Below are 16,039 nucleotides of genomic sequence, written 5' to 3' on the forward strand. Positions count from 1 at the left end.
CGGAGTAGCAGTCGTGCGTGCAGTGGGGATGAAGGCCGTCGTGGCCGCGACCGTCGTCGGAGGGCTGCTCGCCGGGTGTTCGTCCTCGGACAGCGGTGACAGCGGCACCGAGAAGAAGGCCGGCGCGCGGAACAAGGTCATCGGCGCATCCGAGGGACCGTCCGCCGCCCCCAGCGCGCTCGCCGACGGCATGGGCGCCGAACCGGACACGGACGGGACGTTCCCGCATACCGTCACGCACTTCGAGGGCAGGACGACCATCAAGACCGCGCCGAAGAAGATCGCCGTGCTCAGCACCGGTCAACTCGACGACCTGCTCTCCCTCGGCACCGTACCGACGGCCACCACGCGCGCCGACAACGCCGGGCTCGTCCCCGACTATCTGGCGGACGCCTTCCCCACGTACAGGGCGCAGCTCGCCGACATGACCGACGCGGGCACGCGGCAGGCGCCCAACCTGGAGACGCTCGCCGCCGCCGAGCCGGACCTGATCCTCGCCAACGACTCGCTGGGCGACCTCTACCCGAAGCTGTCGAAGATCGCGCCCACCGTGATCACCGCCGGCAACGGCATCAACTGGAAGCGCGACCTGCTCCTGGTCGGCGCCGCCATCGGCAAGGGGCAGCAGGCGCAGACGCTCCTCGACGACATCGTCGGCGACGCGGCCGCGAAGGGCAGGACGGTCACGGGCGACCCGACCGTCTCCATGGTGCGCTTCACGCCCGACCGCACACGCATGTTCGGCGTCTCCTCCTTCACCGGTTCCATCGCCGGGGACATGGGGCTCAAGCGGCCCAAGTCCCAGCAGTTCACGGCCATTTCGGAGGACCTCGGCGCGGAGAGCATCGACACCGCGGACGGCGACTGGATCTTCTACTCCGTCCAGGGCGACGCCGGTAAGACGGATGCCGCGTCCGTGCTCGCCGGGCCGCTGTGGAAGTCGATGGCCGGCGTCAAGGCCGGGCACGCGGTCAAGGTCGACGACGACCCCTGGTACCTCAACGCCGGTCCCACCGCCGCCCGTCTGGTCGTGACGCAGCTCGCCGAGCACCTCGGCACGTGATCCGACGCCTCGCCTGGCCGGCCGCCGCCCTCGGGGTGGCGGTCGCCGCGCTCCTCAGCCTCGCCGTCGGCACCCGGGCGGTACCGCCGTCCGCCGTGCTCGACGCCCTTGTGCACGGCGGGAGTTCACCGGACGCGCTGGTCGTACGGTCGCTGCGGCTGCCGCGCACCGAGGTCGGTCTCACGGCGGGCGCGGCGCTCGGCCTGGCCGGCGCGGCCCTCCAGGCCGTCACCCGCAACCCGCTCGCCGACCCCGGCATCCTCGGGCTGAGCCAGGGGGCGGCGGCGGGCGTGGTCTTCGCCATCGCGCTCGGGGCCGGGGAGTACGGCTTCGGCGGCTACGTCTGGTACGCCTTCGCCGGCGCGGTCGTGGCCGCGGTCCTCGTGTACGGGATCGCCTCGCGCGGGCGGGGCGGGGCGTCGCCGGTGAAACTCGCGCTCGCCGGGACCGCCTTGTCCGCGATGACCGCCGGTGCGACGACCGTCGTCCTCACCTCCAGCTCCGCCACGCTCGACCAGTTCCGGTTCTGGCAGGTCGGCTCCCTCAGCGGGCGGTCCACCGACACGGTCGTACGGATGCTGCCGTTCCTCCTCCTCGGGGCGCTGCTGGTGATCGCGTGCGCGCGAGGCCTGGACGCGCTGGCCCTCGGCGACGAGACGGCTCGGGCGCTGGGGCATCGGGTGGGGCTGGTGCGGGGGTGTGCGGCGCTCGGCGCGACGCTGTTGACCGCGGCGGCTGTGGCTGCGGCGGGACCGATCGCGTTTGTGGGGCTTGCGGTGCCGCATCTTGCCCGGCGATTGGTGCGTGGGGGGTATCGGGTGGTGTTGCCCTTGTCCGCGTTGTTGGGGGCGGGGTTGCTGGTGGGGGCGGACGTGGTGGGGCGGGTGGTCCGGGCTCCTGCTGAGGTACCGGCGGGGGTCATGACCGCGTTGGTCGGGGTGCCGGTGCTGGTGGTGCTGGTCCGCAGGAAAGGTACGGCGGCTTGAGCACGAGCGGTACGACGGCGGCCCGTGCCTCAGTGGTGTTGCGCCCCCACCCCCGTGTCTCCCTCCTCGTCCACCGTCGTTCCGCCGTCGTCGCCGTTCTTCTCCTCTGTCTCCTCGTCCTCGTCATGCTCGCCTCCGCCTGTCTCGGGCAGACCTACATCTCGCCCGTCGACTTGTGGCACACGCTGCGTACCGGAAGCGGACCCTACGAACTGGTCGTCTCGGAGCTGCGGGTCCCCCGGATCGTGCTGGGCGCGCTTGTCGGGGCCGCGCTCGGGTTGTCCGGGGCGCTCGTGCAGACCGTCACCCGCAATCCCTTGGCCAGTCCCGATGTGATCGGGGTCGGGCACGGGGCCGCCGCCGCGACCGTGCTGGCGTTGTCGACCGGGGTCATCGCCTCGCCGGGTGCGTTGCCGATCGTGTCCGTCGTGGGCGGGCTGGCCGCCGCCGCGCTCGTGTACGTACTGGCGTGGCGGCACGGGATGCAGCCGAGCCGGTTCGTGCTGACCGGGGTGGGGATCGGGGTCGCGCTCTCCGCCGTCGTGCAGCTGTATCTCACCGACAGCGAGCTGGAGGCCGCCGAGCAGGTCAAGCTGTGGTTGACCGGGAGCCTGAACGGGCGCGGCTGGCAGCAGGCCGGGCCGCTGGGCGTCGTACTGCTGCTGTCGCTGCCCGCGCTGGTGTGGGCGAGCCGGGCGACGCGGCCGCTCGGGCTCGACCCGGAGACGGCCGCCGCGCTCGGGGTGCGGGTGGACCGGGTCCGGCTCGGGCTGACCGTCCTCGGTGTCGTGCTCGCCGCGACCGCGACCGGGGCGGCGGGGCCGATCGGGTTCGTCGCGCTGACCGCGCCGCAACTGGCCCGCCGGCTCACCCGGACGCCTCAACTGCCGCTGCTCAACGCCGCGTTGACCGGCGCCGTGATCCTCGTCGGCGCCGATCTCGCGGCCCGTACCGTCCTTCCCCCGCTGGAGGTGCCCGTCGGCGCCCTCACCTCGCTCGTTGGCGGCCCGTACCTGCTGTGGCTGCTGGGGCGGCGTACGACGACGTACTGACGGCCCCGGAGGAGTGCGCCTCCGGGGCCGTCAGGTCTGTTGCCGCGACTGCTGCCGCGACAGGATCAGATCGTCGCCGCGTCGATCACGAAGCGGTACCGGACATCACTGTTCTGCACCCGCTCGTACGCCTCGTTGATCTCGGACGCGCTGATCAGCTCGATCTCCGCGCCCAGGGAGTGCTCGGCGCAGAAGTCCAGCATCTCCTGGGTCTCGCGGATACCGCCGATGCCGGAGCCCGCGAGAGTCTTGCGGCCGCCGATCACCGAGAAGAGGTTGAGCGAGATGGGCTCCTCGGGGGCGCCCACGTTCACCAGGGCGCCGTCGGTGCGCAGCAGCGAGAGGAAGGCGCCGAAGTCCAGCGGGGCGGAGACCGTGGAGATGATCAGGTCGAAGGACCCGCGCAGTTCCTCGAAGGTCTTCGGGTCGCTGGTCGCGTAGTAGTGGTCGGCGCCCAGCTTCAGGCCGTCGTCCTGCTTGCGCAGCGACTGGGAGAGGACGGTGACCTCCGCGCCGAGCGCGTGCGCGATCTTGACGGCCATGTGACCGAGGCCACCGAAGCCGACCACGGCGACCTTCTTGCCGGGGCCCGCGTTCCAGTGCTTGAGCGGGGAGTACGTGGTGATGCCGGCGCACAGGAGCGGGGCGGCCACGTCGAGGGAGAGTCCGTCGGGGATCCGTACGACGAAGTTCTCGTCGACGACGACCTTCTCGGAGTAGCCGCCGTAGGTGGGCTCGCCGTCCTTGCCGACGGCGTTATACGTGCCGACGTTGCCGTTGAGGCAGTACTGCTCAAGGCCGGCCTTGCAGTTCTCGCACTCGCGGCAGGAGTCGACCATGCAGCCAACGCCCACGCGGTCGCCGACCTGGTGCTTGGTGACGCCGGGGCCGACCTCGGAGACGATGCCGGCGATCTCGTGCCCCGGGACCATCGGGAAGATCGCCTCGCCCCAGCCCTCGTGGGCCTGGTGGATGTCCGAGTGGCAGATTCCGGCGAACTTGATGTCGATCAGGACGTCGAACTCGCCGACCGGGCGACGTTCGATGGTGGTGCGCTCCAGTGGCGCCTTGGCGGCGGGGGCGGCGTACGCAGCAACGGTGGTCATGCCGGGATCTCCTAGCGGGGGATATGTGCCCGGTCGCCTTCAGATGTCTTTCTGACCGGGCACGACGTCCACACTGGCCCTCGCGCGGGGATTCACCCAGACCACCGTTCTGCCTACGTCCAGCGTGCCTACTACTGGCTGGGACAGGCTGGTGTGCGTACGACCGGGAATACTGGACGTATGGATGCACAGCCAGATCCCGTGGGGGAGCCCGCCGGCTCCCTCGACCCGCGTGCCGAGCTCAGCGAGTTCCTGCGCACCCGGCGGGCCCGGCTGAAGCCGGAGGACGTGGGGCTGCCGGACTTCGGGCGGCACCGGCGGGTGCCTGGGCTGCGGCGCGAGGAGCTGTCGCAGCTGGCGGGCGTCTCGGTGGCGTACTACACGCGCCTTGAGCAGGGCAACGGGCGGAACGTGTCGGCGGAGGTGCTGGACTCGATCGCGCGGGCGCTCAGGCTGACCGACGCCGAGCACGCGCATCTGACGCATCTCGCGAAGCCGAAGCTCAAGAAGAAGCAGTCGGGGGCGTGCGCCCAGCAGCAACAGCCGGTGCGGCCCGCGCTGCGGGGACTGCTGGACACGATGGACAGCGTGCCCGCCTATGTCTCGGGGTGGCGCACCGAGATCCTCGCCTGGAACCGGATGGCGGCGGCTGTCTTCGGCGACTGGGGAGAGCTGCCGCCGCAGGAGCGCAACTGGGCGCGGCTGGTGTTCCTGCGCCCCGACTACAGGGATCTCTTCATCGACTGGGAGCAGAAGGCGATCGACATCGTCTGCATGCTCCGGATGAACGCGGGCCGGTGCTCCGACGACCCTCGCCTTGCCTCCCTCGTCGGCGAACTCTCCGTCAAGAGCGAGGACTTCCGACGTCTGTGGGCCACCCACGACGTCAAGGAGAAGAGCTTCGGCGTCAAGCGCCTGCACCACCCGCTGGTGGGCGACCTCTCCCTTCAGTACGAGTCCTTCCGCCTGACCGACGGCACCGAACAGGCCCTGGTCACCTACCACGCGGAAGCGGGCTCCCAGAGCGAGGAGTCACTGCGCCTGCTGGCGAGTTGGGGAACCGACGCGTCGCGGGCGGGCAGCAGCGTACGGCGGACCGCCTGAAGTTCAGCCCCGATACGGCGGCATCGCCCCCCAACTCCACTTCGGCACCGGCTGTTCCGCCGGCGGCTGTGCGTCGGGGCCCGAGAAGTACACCGCCAGCCTCGTCCCCCATTCAACGTACGCCAGGAACGCCGAGCGGAACTCCGCGTCCGTGGGCAGGCCCGCCTCGTCGGCGGCGTCCTGGATGAGGTTGACCCAGCGGCGGCGCTGCGGCTCGGTGATGTGCTTGCCGGCGTGCATCGCGACCATGTGGGTGTGGCCGCCCTGGGTGTCCGAGTACGTGGTCGGGCCGCCGAAGACCTCGCCCAGCCAGACGGCGACGTGCTCCGCGTGCTCGGGGGCCAGGCCGGCGAAGAGCGGGGACAGGAGGTCGTCCTTGAGGACCTTGTCGTAGAAGGCCGAGGTCAGGCGGGAGAAGGCCGCGGCGCCGCCCGCCCAGTCGTAGAGACTCGGCAGCGCGGAGCCCGTGCCGCGTACCGGCGTCGGGGCGTAGTGGCGCATCTCCTCGATGTTCTCGATGTACGGGCGGATCTCCGCGAGGAAGCCGGGGAACAGCTCCGAGGTGCGGAAGCCCTTCAGGTGGTCCTCGGCCGAGGTCCAGGTGATGCGCAGGACGAAGTGCGCGTCGTCCCCTGTGTCCTCCCCGGTGCCCTCCTCGCGGCGCGCCAGTTCGTAGTCGACGCACTGGGGCGCCGCCGCCAGCCGGGCCGCCGCGCGCGTGTACGCGGCCAGGAACTCGGCCGTGCGGCTCTCCGGGATGCGGTAGCGGATGTACTCGACGGTCTGTGTGCTCATGCGCTCACCGAAACACGCGGGGCCCACCGGACGCGGATCTTCCGGCGGGACCTTCGCGCGTGTCAGCGCTGGGCGTAATGGATCAGCGCGCTCGGCCGCCTGACATTCCGGTGCGCTGTGACGTCGTATCCATGAAGTCGTCGTGTTCATCGAGGGACCGGCGATCCACGAGGGAGGGACCGGCGTGAGTGAGGAGTCGGACGAGGCGGGGTTCGACGCGGTCATGAGTGAGCGGCGTCAACTGATCAATCTGGGCTACCGGTTGCTCGGTTCGCTGGCCGACGCCGAGGACGTGGTGCAGGAGACGTACGCCCGCTGGTACGCGATGCCGGTGGCGCGGCGGGACGCCGTCGCCTCGCCGGGCGGGTGGCTGACGACGGTCGCGAGCCGCATCTGCTTCGATCTGCTGCGCTCGGCGCGGGCCCGGCGGGAGCGGTACGTCGGTGAGTGGATCCCGGAGCCGGTACCCGACCGTACGGAGTGGACCGGTGGGTGGGCCGGCGGTGCGGCGGCGGATCCGGCCGACCGGGTCACCCTCGACGAGTCGGTCAACATGGCCTTCCTCGTCGTGCTGGAGTCGATGACCCCGGCCGAGCGCGTCGCGTTCGTCCTGCACGACGTCTTCCGCTTCTCCTTCGCCGACGTGGCCGAGATCGTCGGGCGTACGCCGGGGGCGTGCCGTCAGCTGGCCTCGTCCGCCCGGCGTCGTGTCCGCGCGTCGCGGTCGTCGGCGGCCCCGGCGACTTCGGGGGCCCGACGCGCCGATGTCGTCCGGCACTTCAAGGAGGCGTGGCAGGCCCAGGACATCGACGCCCTCGTCCGCCTCCTCGATCCCGACGCCACGGTGACCGGGGACGGCGGCGGTCTCGCCAGCGCCGCACCCCGGCCGATCGTGGGCGGCGAGCTCGTCGCGCGCTACTTCGCAGACCTGCTCGCCAGGGCTCCCGCCGAGGTGATCGTCCTGGAGCGTACGGTCAACGGCCAGGCGGGGCTGGTGGCGCAGGTGAACGGCGTCACGGAGGTGGTGCTGGCCTTCGATGTCGACGGCGACCGGATCCGGCACATCTGGGGCGTGCGGAATCCGGAGAAGCTGCGGTCCTGGGGCTGAGGCCAAGTCCGGGGATGCGAAGGGCCCGCCGGGGGCTGTACCTCCGGCGGGCCCTTCGTTCAGCTGCGGACTAGCGGCTCACTTGCCGTAGTACGCGTTGTAGATCGAGATCGTCGACTTGTTGTTCTTCTTGTCGGTGATCTTGGCGTGGAAGGAGATGGCCTCCCCCTTCGCCGGGTTCTTGACCTTGATCTTGCCGCCCACGACGCTGACCTTCTTCCAGGTCTGGCCGTAGTCGTAGGAGACGTACACCGACAGCGACTTGAGGTTGCTGCCCTTGGCCGAGCCCTCGACGGCGACCGGGATGGAGACCGTCCTGCCGGCCTCGACCCGGTTGTCCAGGCCCGTGGTCGCGTTGAAGCGGACCGTGGAGGCCGGGAGCTTGGTGAGGTTGGCGCCCTTCTTCGAGCGGAACGTGAAGCTCGCGTCGATGCGGGTGGAGGCCGCCGCGATCTTGACACTGCGCTTGACCGAGGTGGTCAGCTTGTAGTCGGCAGCGGCCGACGGGACCGTGAACACGTCCTCGCCGAACAGCGGGTCCTTGTTGGAGGAGACCTTGCGGCCGTTGCGGTACAGGGTGGTGTCGACCGAGGTGAAGGTCGACGAACCCGCGTGACCCTTGCCGTCGGCGAACAGCGGCACGACGCCGAAGATGCTGTTGCCGTCGCGGTACAGGCCGAACTCGGAGTTGAGGTGTGGTCCGAAGACGGCCGTGTTGAAGGTCTTCGAGTACGACTTGCCGGCCTTGAAGGTCTGCAGCGAGCCGATCGTGTAGTAGGCCTCCGAGATCGGGAAGCCCTCCGCGTCGACACCGCTGTACTGCTCGAAGCCCATGTCCCACTTCACGCCGCCCCCGGTGGACAGGTGCAGGGTGCGGGTGCCGGGCAGGGTCTGCGTGACGCCGATCCCGGAGGCGCCGCTGCTCTGCGGCAGCCAGCCGATCGCGCTCACGGCGCCCTTCTTGCCGCTCGCGCCGGAGCCCAGGCCCACCTTGACCTTGGCCAGCTCACTCGCCTTGTAGTGCTTGGTGTAGCCGTTGGCGAGCTGCTTGACGACACCGCCGACGGTGGTGTCGTACTCCTCGGTCGCCCCCTTGGTCCAGTGCCCGTCCCACTGCTGGGTCAGCGAACCGTCGGTGATCTGGGCGCCGAGACCCTTCGAGTGGAAGTTCTCGAAGGTGTCCAGCCACCAGCCGAAGCCGAAGCCGGCGTTGGCGAGCTGGATCGAGTAGTCCGCGGAGGCGAACTCCGACTTGGCGGCGGTGTCCGGGACGGTGATGTCCACCGGCTTCGCGGTCCGCGCGTCCAGCGTGATCGTCGTGTTCTTCGTGACGCTCAGCTTCGGCTGGGCCAGCCAGTCGATCCCCTTGGTGGAGTCCTTCGGGTCGACGAAGATGCCGGTGTCCAGGACGTAACCGCCCTTGGGCACCCGGGCGGTCACGGTGCCGGAGGCGTCGTAGGGCGTGAACCACTTGTCCTGGCCCAGGCCGGAGATCCCGGTCAGGCTCGCGTTGTAGTACGGCGCCGGCTGACCGTCACGGCCGATCAGCTTCAGCGTGACGTCGTACGACTCCACCTCGCGCTGCACGGCCGCGGCCGTCCGCACGCTCTGGCCGTCGCCCGTCGCGGTCACGTACGCGGAGTACGCGCCGTCGAGCGTGCCGCCCAGCTTGGTGTTGACGGTCAGGTCCACGGAGGCCTTGCCGCCGGCCGGGATGGTGACCGTGGTGGCACCGAGCTTGAAGAAGCCGGCCGGAGCGGCCTGCCCCTTCGGGTTGGTCGCGGTCGCCGCCAACTTCAGCGTGACGTCCTTCGTACCGAGGTTGCGGTACGTGACCTGCTTGGTGACCGGGATGTCGTCGGTGTGCGGCCACAGCTGGGTGCCGAAGCCCACCGACACCGGGTCGGCGATCACCGTCTGCTTGATGGCCTTGTCGACCTGGATGCGGCCCGAACCCTGCTGGAACGGCGTGTACTTGCCGCCCTTGGCGGAGCCGGTCAGCGCGCCCTTCAGCTCGGCGAAGCCCCAGTCGGGGTGCTGCTGCTTCAGGATCGCCGCCGCGCCCGCCACGTGCGGGGTCGCCATCGACGTACCGGAGAGGGTCACGTAGCCCGGCGGCTTCTCGCCGACCTCCCGGGCGATGAGGCTGCCCGCGGCGGACGCCGCGGTGATCTCCACACCGGGGGCGGTGACGTCGGGCTTGATCTGCCCGTCGAAGCCGGGACCGCGGCTGGAATCGGGATCCAGCTTGTCCTTGTCGTCGACCATGCCGACACTGATCGCGTCGGCGGCGCTGGACGGCGAGCTGATGGTCTGATCGCCGAAGAAGCCGTCGTTGCCGGCGGCGATGGCGAACAGGATGCCCTTCTCCTGGGACAGCTTGTTCACCTCGGCCTCCAGCGGGTCGATCTCCGGGGTGTCCGGGTGGCCCAGGCTCAGGTTGACGACGTCGGCGCCCTGCTCGGCCGCCCATTCCATGCCGGCGATGATCTGCGAGTCGTCGCCGTAGCCGTCGTCGCTGAGCACCTTGCCGTTGAGCAGCTTGGCACCCGGGGCGACGCCCTTGTACTTGCCGTTCGACTTGGCGCCCGTGCCGGCCGCGATGGACGCGACATGCGTGCCGTGGCCGAACTTGTCGGTGGCGTCGGGTGAGGTGGAGAAGTTCTTGGTCGCGATCACCTGGTCCTTGAGGTCCGGATGGGTCGCGTCGATGCCGGTGTCGAGGACGGCGATCTTGACGCCCTTGCCGTCGTAGCCGGCGGCCCACGCGGTGGGGGCGCCGATCTGCGGCACGGACTTGTCCAGGCTGGCCTTGGCGACGCCGTCGAGCCAGATGTGCGCGATACCGGAGGCCGTGCTGGAGCCGTTGGTCACCGCGTCCCACAGCTCGGGCGCGTCCTGCTTCGGCGTCTGCACCGCGTCCGCGTTGAGCGTGGTGAGGCTGTGCCGGAGCTTGCCCGCGTCCCGGACGTCGGCCTTGGTCGCCGCGGCGGCGCCCTTGTAGCCGACGATGACCTTCAGCCCCTGCTTCTGGGACGTACGGATCGTGGACTTGTTCAACTCCGTTACGTCGAACAGCCGTTGGTCGACCTTGCCGGTCGCGATCATGTGCGCGACATCGGCCGGTACGACCAGGGTGTGGCCGTCGGCCTTGCGGATCTGGACGGGTATGTGCTCGCGCCCCTTCGCCGGCTCCAGGCCGACGACCCGGCCCTTGGCGTCGACGGAGACGCGGTCACCGGTGATCAGGGTGATGCGGTGCTTGGTGAGTGAGGCCTTGGCCGCCTGGACCGAAGTGGTGCCCAACTGCCCGGACTTGGCCTGCGCCGGGCTGGTCATGCCCGCCGCGAGGGCCACTGCGGCGGCCGCGGCGATCGTGCCCGCGCACGCCTTTTTCACTTGTCTGCGCAAAACTCCCCCTAGCAGAAGTACCGGGCGAATACTCCCCGTTCACCCGGCCGGGGGTGGTCCCGCACATGCGTGCGCCCCCCGGAATACGCAGTATGCCGGGGGGCGATCAGGCACCTCAAGAGATGAGAGGGCGGTAAGAAGCAGGTGGGAAGACTGTTACGCGACCGCGGGAAAGCCGTAACTGTTTCGCGCGGTTCACGCGCCGTCATGCCCCCGCGTTCTCCTTGACAGTGATGCGTCCCTTGCGGATCGTCGCGACCCGGGGGGCCCTCTTCGCGATCGAGGAGTCGTGGGTGACCATGATGAAGGTCAGCCCCAACTCCTTCCACATGCGCTGCAGTACGTCCATGATCTCGTCGCGCATCGACTCGTCGAGGTTGCCGGTGGGCTCGTCGGCGAGCAGCACCTTCGGTTCCTTCACCAGCGCGCGGGCGATCGCGACGCGCTGCTGCTGACCGCCGGACATCTCGGAGGGAAGGTGCCCGAGGCGTTCGCCGAGACCGACCGACTTCAGCGCCTCGGCCGCTCGTTCGCGGCGGTCCTTGCCCTTGATGCCGAGGGGTACGAGGGCGGTCTCCACGTTCTCCTGGGCGGTGAGGGTGGGGATGAGGTTGAAGGACTGGAAGACGAAGCCGATGTTCTCGCTGCGGACCCTGGTCAGCTTAGCCTCGGAGAGCTTGGCCAAGTCGGTGCCGTCGAGGACGACTTCACCCGCGGTGGGCCGGTCGAGACCACCGAGCATCTGGAGCAGCGTGGACTTGCCGCCGCCGGTGGGGCCCTGGATGACGAGACGGTCCCCGTCCGCGATGGCGAGGTCCACGTTGTCGAGGGCGACGACCGCGTCTTTGCCTCGGGTGTAGCGCTTGGTGACGCCTCTTAGTTCGTACATGGTGGCTCCTGGAAGGTATTGGAGGGCGCGAGTCGTCGTCTGTCTGCCGGCCTGTGGGGGCTGGTCGCGCAGTTCCCCGCGCCCCTGGGCCGGCCACGGGACCGCTACTCGACTCTGCGCAGGGCATCCGCGGGGCGGAGCCTGGACGCTCGCCAGCCGCCGAACGCTCCCGCGATCAGGCCGCCGGCCACTGCCAGGCCGACGGCCAGGACGACCGTCGTGACGCTCACCGGGGCGGTGAGGGCGACGTCGAGGGTCTTGGCCGCAGCACGGCCGGGACCGCCGAAGCCGCCACCACCACCGCCGGGACCACCCGCACCGCCGCCGCCACCGGTGCTGCCCGTCTGGGCCGTCAGGGTGGGGCTGATGGCTGTGACCACATACGCGCCCGCCAGGCCGACGGCGATGCCGAGGGCGCCGCCGAGCAGGCCGTTGACGACCGCTTCGCCGACGACCTGACGGGTCACGCGGCCCGACTTCCAGCCGAGGGCCTTGAGGGTGCCGAACTCGCGGACGCGGCGGGAGACGGCGGAGGAGGTGAGGAGACCGGCGACCAGGAACGCGGCGATCAGGACCGCGATCGACAGCCACTTGCCGACGCTGGTGGCGAGGGAGGAGGCGGTGGAGAGGGAGCCGGAGACGGTGTCGGCGAGGTCGGCGGAGGTGGTGACCGTCGTACCCGAGACGTTCTTCTGGATCGTCGACTTGACCGAGTTGATCTTCTGGGAGTCGGTCGCCTTGACGTAGATCGTGGTGACCTTGTTCTTCGAGTCACTGAGGGTCTGCGCCTGCGTGAGCGGAATGTACAGGTTGGCCGCCGAGTCGCCGCTGTCGGCGGTGGCGATGCCGATCACCTTGAACTTGACCTTCTTGATGGTGATCGTGGAGCCGACCTTGTACTTCTTCTCCTTGGCGTAGGCCGAGTCGACGACGACGACCTTGGAGTTGGTCTCGGTCGTCTTGAAGGTACGGCCGCTGGTGATCTTCGAGGAGGTCAGCGGGCCGAGGGCCGGCTTGGTGACGTCGGCGCCGTAGACGGAGTAGCTGTTGACGTCGAAGTTCGCGCCGCCGCCCTGGACTTCGCCCTGCGGCTGACCGGTGCCGCCGTTGCGGCCGCCACCGCCGCCGCCCTGCTGCTGGAACTGGCCGCGGGTGAACGACCCGTTGACCTTGATGACTTGAAGGCTCAGCCCGCCCACGGCGTCGGAGACACCGCTCTGCGAACCGACCTTGGAGACCGTCGTGTTCGCCAGGGTCTGGAAGCCCTGCACCATGACGCGGTCACTGCTCTGCTCGGCGTCGGAACCGTCGGCCTGCGCGTCGAAGTTGAAGCGCGGGCGGTCCGTGGTGCTCGTGGAGGCGGCGGCGGCCTTGGTGACCGTCATGTCCGTACCGAGGCCGTACAGCGACTGAAGGACCTTGTCCTGCGCCTTCCCCATGCCGGAGGACACGGAGTTGACCACGATGACGAGCGCGATACCCAGCGCGAGCCCGGAGGCGACGACGAGGGCCGCCTTTCTGCGGCGGCGCAGTTCGCGCCTCAGGTAGGTGAAGAACATGGCCGCAAGCTAGGTACAGCGCGTGATGACTGAATAAGGCCGACATAAGAGAACGATGAGAAGGCTGTCGGGGGGCCAGGTGCGGGGTGGGGTGGGGCTGTCAGCGGCCCGCACCTCGCGGTCATACGGGGAGGAAACCCGGCCACCAGGGAGGGACGTTGCCCGGGCACGAGGGGGCGGGGTAGGAGTTCGGCATACCGAGCCATGTCGCGAGGAACCAGGTGAACCACAAGGTGAGGACGAGCCCCGCGACCAGAGCCGCCCGTCGGTGACGCCTGCCGAGGGTGCGGTGCAGGATCACCCACCCGAGGGCGGCGGCGATCCAGATGAGCGGGGCGAGGAACAGCAGCGTCATGGCGTTGGCCGCGGCACCACTGCCGATGCCACAAGCAGCCCACGCCCTCCCGACCAGGCCAATGGACACGACCGCGGTCAGCCCGCCGACGAGGACACCGAAGCCGATCCCTGCGAACCAGGGTCTTGGCGGACCCGGCGGCTCTGCTCCCACGATCGCCTCCCCTCGCCGCGGACGCGGACAGTACGCAAGCCGAAAGGCGGCCGCTCCGTGGAGCGACCGCCTTCCGTCAGACCTTGTTCAACCGCCGGCTCAGACCGCCGACCCGGCCTTCCAGTCCGCCCAGCTCAGGTTCCAGCCGTTGAGGCCGTTGTCCGGGGAGACCGTCTTGTCGCCGGTGTTCTGGACCACCACCACGTCGCCGACGATGGAGTGGGTGTAGAACCAGTAGCCCGCCGTGCCGGTGTCGTTGGCGCCCTTGGTGTCGGACAGGCCCACGCAGCCGTGGCTGGTGTTGACGCTGCCGAAGATGGACTTCGCGCCCCAGTAGTTGCCGTGCACGAAGGTGCCGGAGTTGGTGAGGCGGATGGCGTGGGGGACGTCCTTGATGTCGTACTCGCCCTTGCCGTCATCGTCGGTGAAGCCCACGGTCGCGCCGTTCATGCGCGTCTCCTTGAACTTCTCCGACATCACCATGATGCCTTCGTAGGTCTTGTTGTCGGGCGAACCGGCCGAGATCGGGATGGTCTTGATCGTCGCGCCGTTGTGCGTGATCTTCATCTGCTTGGTCTTCGCGTCGACGTAACTGACCTGGTTACGGCCGATCTTGAAGGTCACCGTCTTCTGCTGCACGCCGTAGACACCGGAGGCACCCTCGACGCCGTCGAGCGCGAGCTTCAGCGTGACGGTGGAGTTCTCGGTCCAGTACTTGTCCGGGCGGAAGTCGATGCGGTTGGCGTTGAACCAGTGCCCGACGACCTCCTGGCCGCTGCTGGAGGTGACCGTGATGCCCTTCTGGACCGCGGCCTTCTCGGTGATCGCCTTGTCGAAGTTGATCGACACCGGCATGCCCACACCGACGGTCGAGCCGTTCTCCGGCGTGAAGTTCCCTATGAAGCTGTTGGCCGGGGAGACCGTGGTGAACGAGGCGTTCTCGTGGGCGACGCGGCCGTCGGAGTCCTTCGCCGCGGCGGCGAGCTTGTAGGTGGTCGAGCGCTCCAGCTGGCCGGTCGGCTTCCAACTGGTCTTGTCGGCCGACAGCTCGCCGGCGACCTTGGCGCCGTCGGCCGTCGTCATCGACACGGTCGTGAGCGTGCCCTTGGTGACGGTCACCGCGGCCGAGTTGTTGATCGACGCGTTGTCCGAGCCGTCCTTGGGCGTGATCTTGATGTCGGCCACGGACGTCTTCTTGGCCGCCGCCTCGTCCGCCTTGGCCTGCGAGGACTCGCTGCTCCCACTGGAGGCGTCGTCGTCACCGCCGCTGGAACACGCCGAGAGCACCAACACACCGCCGAGCAGTGCGGCCGCGACCGAGAGGCCCCTGCGCCGCTTACTGTCCGTCATCACACGCTTCTCCATCGCTGCCGATATCCCCGAATTCCCCAAGACCCCGAGAGTCCCCGTTGACTGCCGACCCCCGTCAACGAACTTCAACGCTACGACCGGATCTCCCGTTGCAAAATCCCGCTGCATGTGGGGCACACCACGTCCGCCGGGGCGGGTGGTGCGGATGTCGGTCCGTGCGCCACCTGAGACGACGAAACCCCGGCCGGCGGTTGCCACCCGGGGTCACGTTTTCCCCAAGTCGCCTCAGGAGGCGCCGTGCGTCCCCTCGCCGTCCCCGTCGTCCTCGACGTCGTCCTCGACATCTCCTTCGTCATCATCCTCGTCCAGATCCCAATCCGGCGAATCGGGGTCGTAGTCGATCGGCTCGCTCGACCAGGAGGCCTGCGCGAGTTCGACCCCGGGCACCTCGCTGACCAGGTCGAACGGATCGACCAGATACGCGAGCGCCTCGGCGGTGTCTTCCGTCACAGCGTCCTCGGCGTGTACCCGCTCGTCGGCCGACATATCGTCCTCGGCGGCGATCCGGCGCAGTGCGGCCTTCGTCACAGCGTCCGCGTCCTCGACTTCGAGGACGAGTTCCACGCGAAGCCGTACAAATCGTGAGGTCTCTTCAAGGCTCATGCCGGGAGCGTAAGGCCCACAGCTCCCGTGACTTTCCCGTGACCCGCTCCTTTCACTAACATCGGCCCACACGGCCAATTCGCCAGCGCCACAAGGGGATCGATATTCCGTGTCATCCGTTCGCCGTCCGTTGCTGACCGCCACCGCCGCGGGGACCCTGCTGGGTGCCCTGTGGTTCGTCCCGTCCGCCAACGCGACACAGGACACCCCGGTCAGAGACCAGCCATCGGCGACCGCCACGACGCAGGCCAGGGTTACTTCGCAGACCCACGAGCAGACCGGCGGGCAGACCACCGACCAGACCGCCGCGCACACCGACTCGGCGGCCGACGAGGCGGTCGGGAGCGAGACGCGGCTGGCCGACACCGGCTCCTTCGACACGACTCCGTACGTCGTCGGCGGGACGCTGTTCCTCACGCTGGGTGCAGGCTTCGTCGTCTACTCGGTGCGTCGCGAACGGCTCGATTTCTAACCGGCTTGACGT

Annotated in this window: 14 protein-coding genes; 6 read left to right on the plus strand and 8 right to left on the minus strand. The window is 69.3% G+C overall.

The features are described 5' to 3' along the window. Window positions 1–13 precede the first annotated feature (13 nt). From ACIQI8_RS21210 to ACIQI8_RS21220, 3 genes are read left to right on the plus strand one after another with little or no spacing between them, the layout of a single operon-like run. Complete coding sequence (locus tag ACIQI8_RS21210; protein WP_402352655.1) at window positions 14–1,063, plus strand: ABC transporter substrate-binding protein; 1,050 nt, start codon at window positions 14–16, stop codon at window positions 1,061–1,063. Beyond that, on the plus strand, window positions 1,060–2,049 hold the full coding sequence (locus ACIQI8_RS21215; RefSeq protein WP_402352658.1) for a FecCD family ABC transporter permease: 990 nt from the start codon (window positions 1,060–1,062) through the stop codon (window positions 2,047–2,049). The genes ACIQI8_RS21210 and ACIQI8_RS21215 overlap by 4 nt, the downstream gene beginning before the upstream one ends. Further along, on the plus strand, window positions 2,046–3,101 hold the full coding sequence (locus tag ACIQI8_RS21220) for a FecCD family ABC transporter permease (RefSeq protein ID WP_402352661.1): 1,056 nt from the start codon (window positions 2,046–2,048) through the stop codon (window positions 3,099–3,101). Before ACIQI8_RS21215 ends, ACIQI8_RS21220 begins: the two co-directional genes overlap by 4 nt. Before the next feature lie 65 nt (window positions 3,102–3,166). Here ACIQI8_RS21220 and ACIQI8_RS21225 read toward each other — a convergent pair whose 3' ends face one another. Next, window positions 3,167–4,207: an NAD(P)-dependent alcohol dehydrogenase gene (locus ACIQI8_RS21225; protein ID WP_402352664.1), complete on the minus strand. Its 1,041-nt coding sequence runs from the start codon at window positions 4,205–4,207 to the stop codon at window positions 3,167–3,169. 180 nt (window positions 4,208–4,387) lie between these two features. Between ACIQI8_RS21225 and ACIQI8_RS21230 the strand changes: the two genes are divergently transcribed. Then, window positions 4,388–5,311, plus strand: coding sequence for a helix-turn-helix domain-containing protein (locus ACIQI8_RS21230; protein ID WP_402352667.1), 924 nt, complete (start codon window positions 4,388–4,390; stop codon window positions 5,309–5,311). 3 nt (window positions 5,312–5,314) lie between these two features. Here the strand turns inward: ACIQI8_RS21230 and ACIQI8_RS21235 are convergent, their stop codons facing one another. Continuing rightward, window positions 5,315–6,106: a group II truncated hemoglobin gene (locus ACIQI8_RS21235; RefSeq protein WP_402352670.1), complete on the minus strand. Its 792-nt coding sequence runs from the start codon at window positions 6,104–6,106 to the stop codon at window positions 5,315–5,317. A gap of 223 nt (window positions 6,107–6,329) precedes the next feature. Here ACIQI8_RS21235 and sigJ point away from each other — a divergent pair, with 223 nt between their 5' ends. Continuing rightward, window positions 6,330–7,214, plus strand: coding sequence for an RNA polymerase sigma factor SigJ (gene sigJ / locus ACIQI8_RS21240; RefSeq protein WP_402354072.1), 885 nt, complete (start codon window positions 6,330–6,332; stop codon window positions 7,212–7,214). A gap of 78 nt (window positions 7,215–7,292) precedes the next feature. Here sigJ and ACIQI8_RS21245 read toward each other — a convergent pair whose 3' ends face one another. The 6 genes from ACIQI8_RS21245 to ACIQI8_RS21270 all read right to left on the minus strand — a co-directional run bounded on the left by ACIQI8_RS21245 (window position 7,293) and on the right by ACIQI8_RS21270 (window position 15,555). Next, a complete protein-coding gene (locus tag ACIQI8_RS21245; RefSeq protein ID WP_402352673.1) occupies window positions 7,293–10,613 on the minus strand; it encodes a S8 family serine peptidase in 3,321 nt (1,106 codons plus the stop codon). Between the two features lie 217 nt (window positions 10,614–10,830). Further along, window positions 10,831–11,514, minus strand: a complete 684-nt coding sequence (locus ACIQI8_RS21250) for an ABC transporter ATP-binding protein (protein ID WP_402352676.1) — start codon at window positions 11,512–11,514, stop codon at window positions 10,831–10,833. A gap of 104 nt (window positions 11,515–11,618) precedes the next feature. Continuing rightward, window positions 11,619–13,073: an ABC transporter permease gene (locus ACIQI8_RS21255; RefSeq protein WP_402352679.1), complete on the minus strand. Its 1,455-nt coding sequence runs from the start codon at window positions 13,071–13,073 to the stop codon at window positions 11,619–11,621. A gap of 121 nt (window positions 13,074–13,194) precedes the next feature. Beyond that, a complete protein-coding gene (locus ACIQI8_RS21260; RefSeq protein WP_402352682.1) occupies window positions 13,195–13,581 on the minus strand; it encodes a hypothetical protein in 387 nt (128 codons plus the stop codon). Window positions 13,582–13,680: 99 nt separating this feature from the next. Then, window positions 13,681–14,946, minus strand: coding sequence for an Ig-like domain-containing protein (locus ACIQI8_RS21265; RefSeq protein ID WP_402352685.1), 1,266 nt, complete (start codon window positions 14,944–14,946; stop codon window positions 13,681–13,683). 231 nt (window positions 14,947–15,177) lie between these two features. Next, window positions 15,178–15,555 carry a hypothetical protein gene (locus ACIQI8_RS21270; protein WP_402352689.1) on the minus strand — a complete coding sequence of 126 codons (378 nt, stop codon included), beginning with the start codon at window positions 15,553–15,555 and terminating at the stop codon, window positions 15,178–15,180. Window positions 15,556–15,664: 109 nt separating this feature from the next. Here ACIQI8_RS21270 and ACIQI8_RS21275 point away from each other — a divergent pair, with 109 nt between their 5' ends. Continuing rightward, on the plus strand, window positions 15,665–16,027 hold the full coding sequence (locus ACIQI8_RS21275) for a hypothetical protein (protein WP_402352692.1): 363 nt from the start codon (window positions 15,665–15,667) through the stop codon (window positions 16,025–16,027). Window positions 16,028–16,039 lie beyond the last annotated feature (12 nt).

Origin of the sequence: Streptomyces sp. NPDC092369, from assembly GCF_044755245.1 — a bacterium.
Taxonomy (GTDB): domain Bacteria; phylum Actinomycetota; class Actinomycetes; order Streptomycetales; family Streptomycetaceae; genus Streptomyces.

Excerpts from the sequence above, each read along its gene's own strand:
- ACIQI8_RS21225 (WP_402352664.1), bottom strand. The coding sequence starts at position 4,207 with ATGACCACCGTTGCTGCGTACGCCGCCCCCGCCGCCAAGGCGCCACTG.
- ACIQI8_RS21230 (WP_402352667.1), top strand. The coding sequence starts at position 4,388 with ATGGATGCACAGCCAGATCCCGTGGGGGAGCCCGCCGGCTCCCTCGAC.
- ACIQI8_RS21235 (WP_402352670.1), bottom strand. The coding sequence starts at position 6,106 with ATGAGCACACAGACCGTCGAGTACATCCGCTACCGCATCCCGGAGAGC.
- sigJ (WP_402354072.1), top strand. The coding sequence starts at position 6,330 with ATGAGTGAGCGGCGTCAACTGATCAATCTGGGCTACCGGTTGCTCGGT.
- ACIQI8_RS21250 (WP_402352676.1), bottom strand. The coding sequence starts at position 11,514 with ATGTACGAACTAAGAGGCGTCACCAAGCGCTACACCCGAGGCAAAGAC.
- ACIQI8_RS21255 (WP_402352679.1), bottom strand. The coding sequence starts at position 13,073 with ATGTTCTTCACCTACCTGAGGCGCGAACTGCGCCGCCGCAGAAAGGCG.
- ACIQI8_RS21265 (WP_402352685.1), bottom strand. The coding sequence starts at position 14,946 with ATGGAGAAGCGTGTGATGACGGACAGTAAGCGGCGCAGGGGCCTCTCG.
- ACIQI8_RS21270 (WP_402352689.1), bottom strand. The coding sequence starts at position 15,555 with ATGAGCCTTGAAGAGACCTCACGATTTGTACGGCTTCGCGTGGAACTC.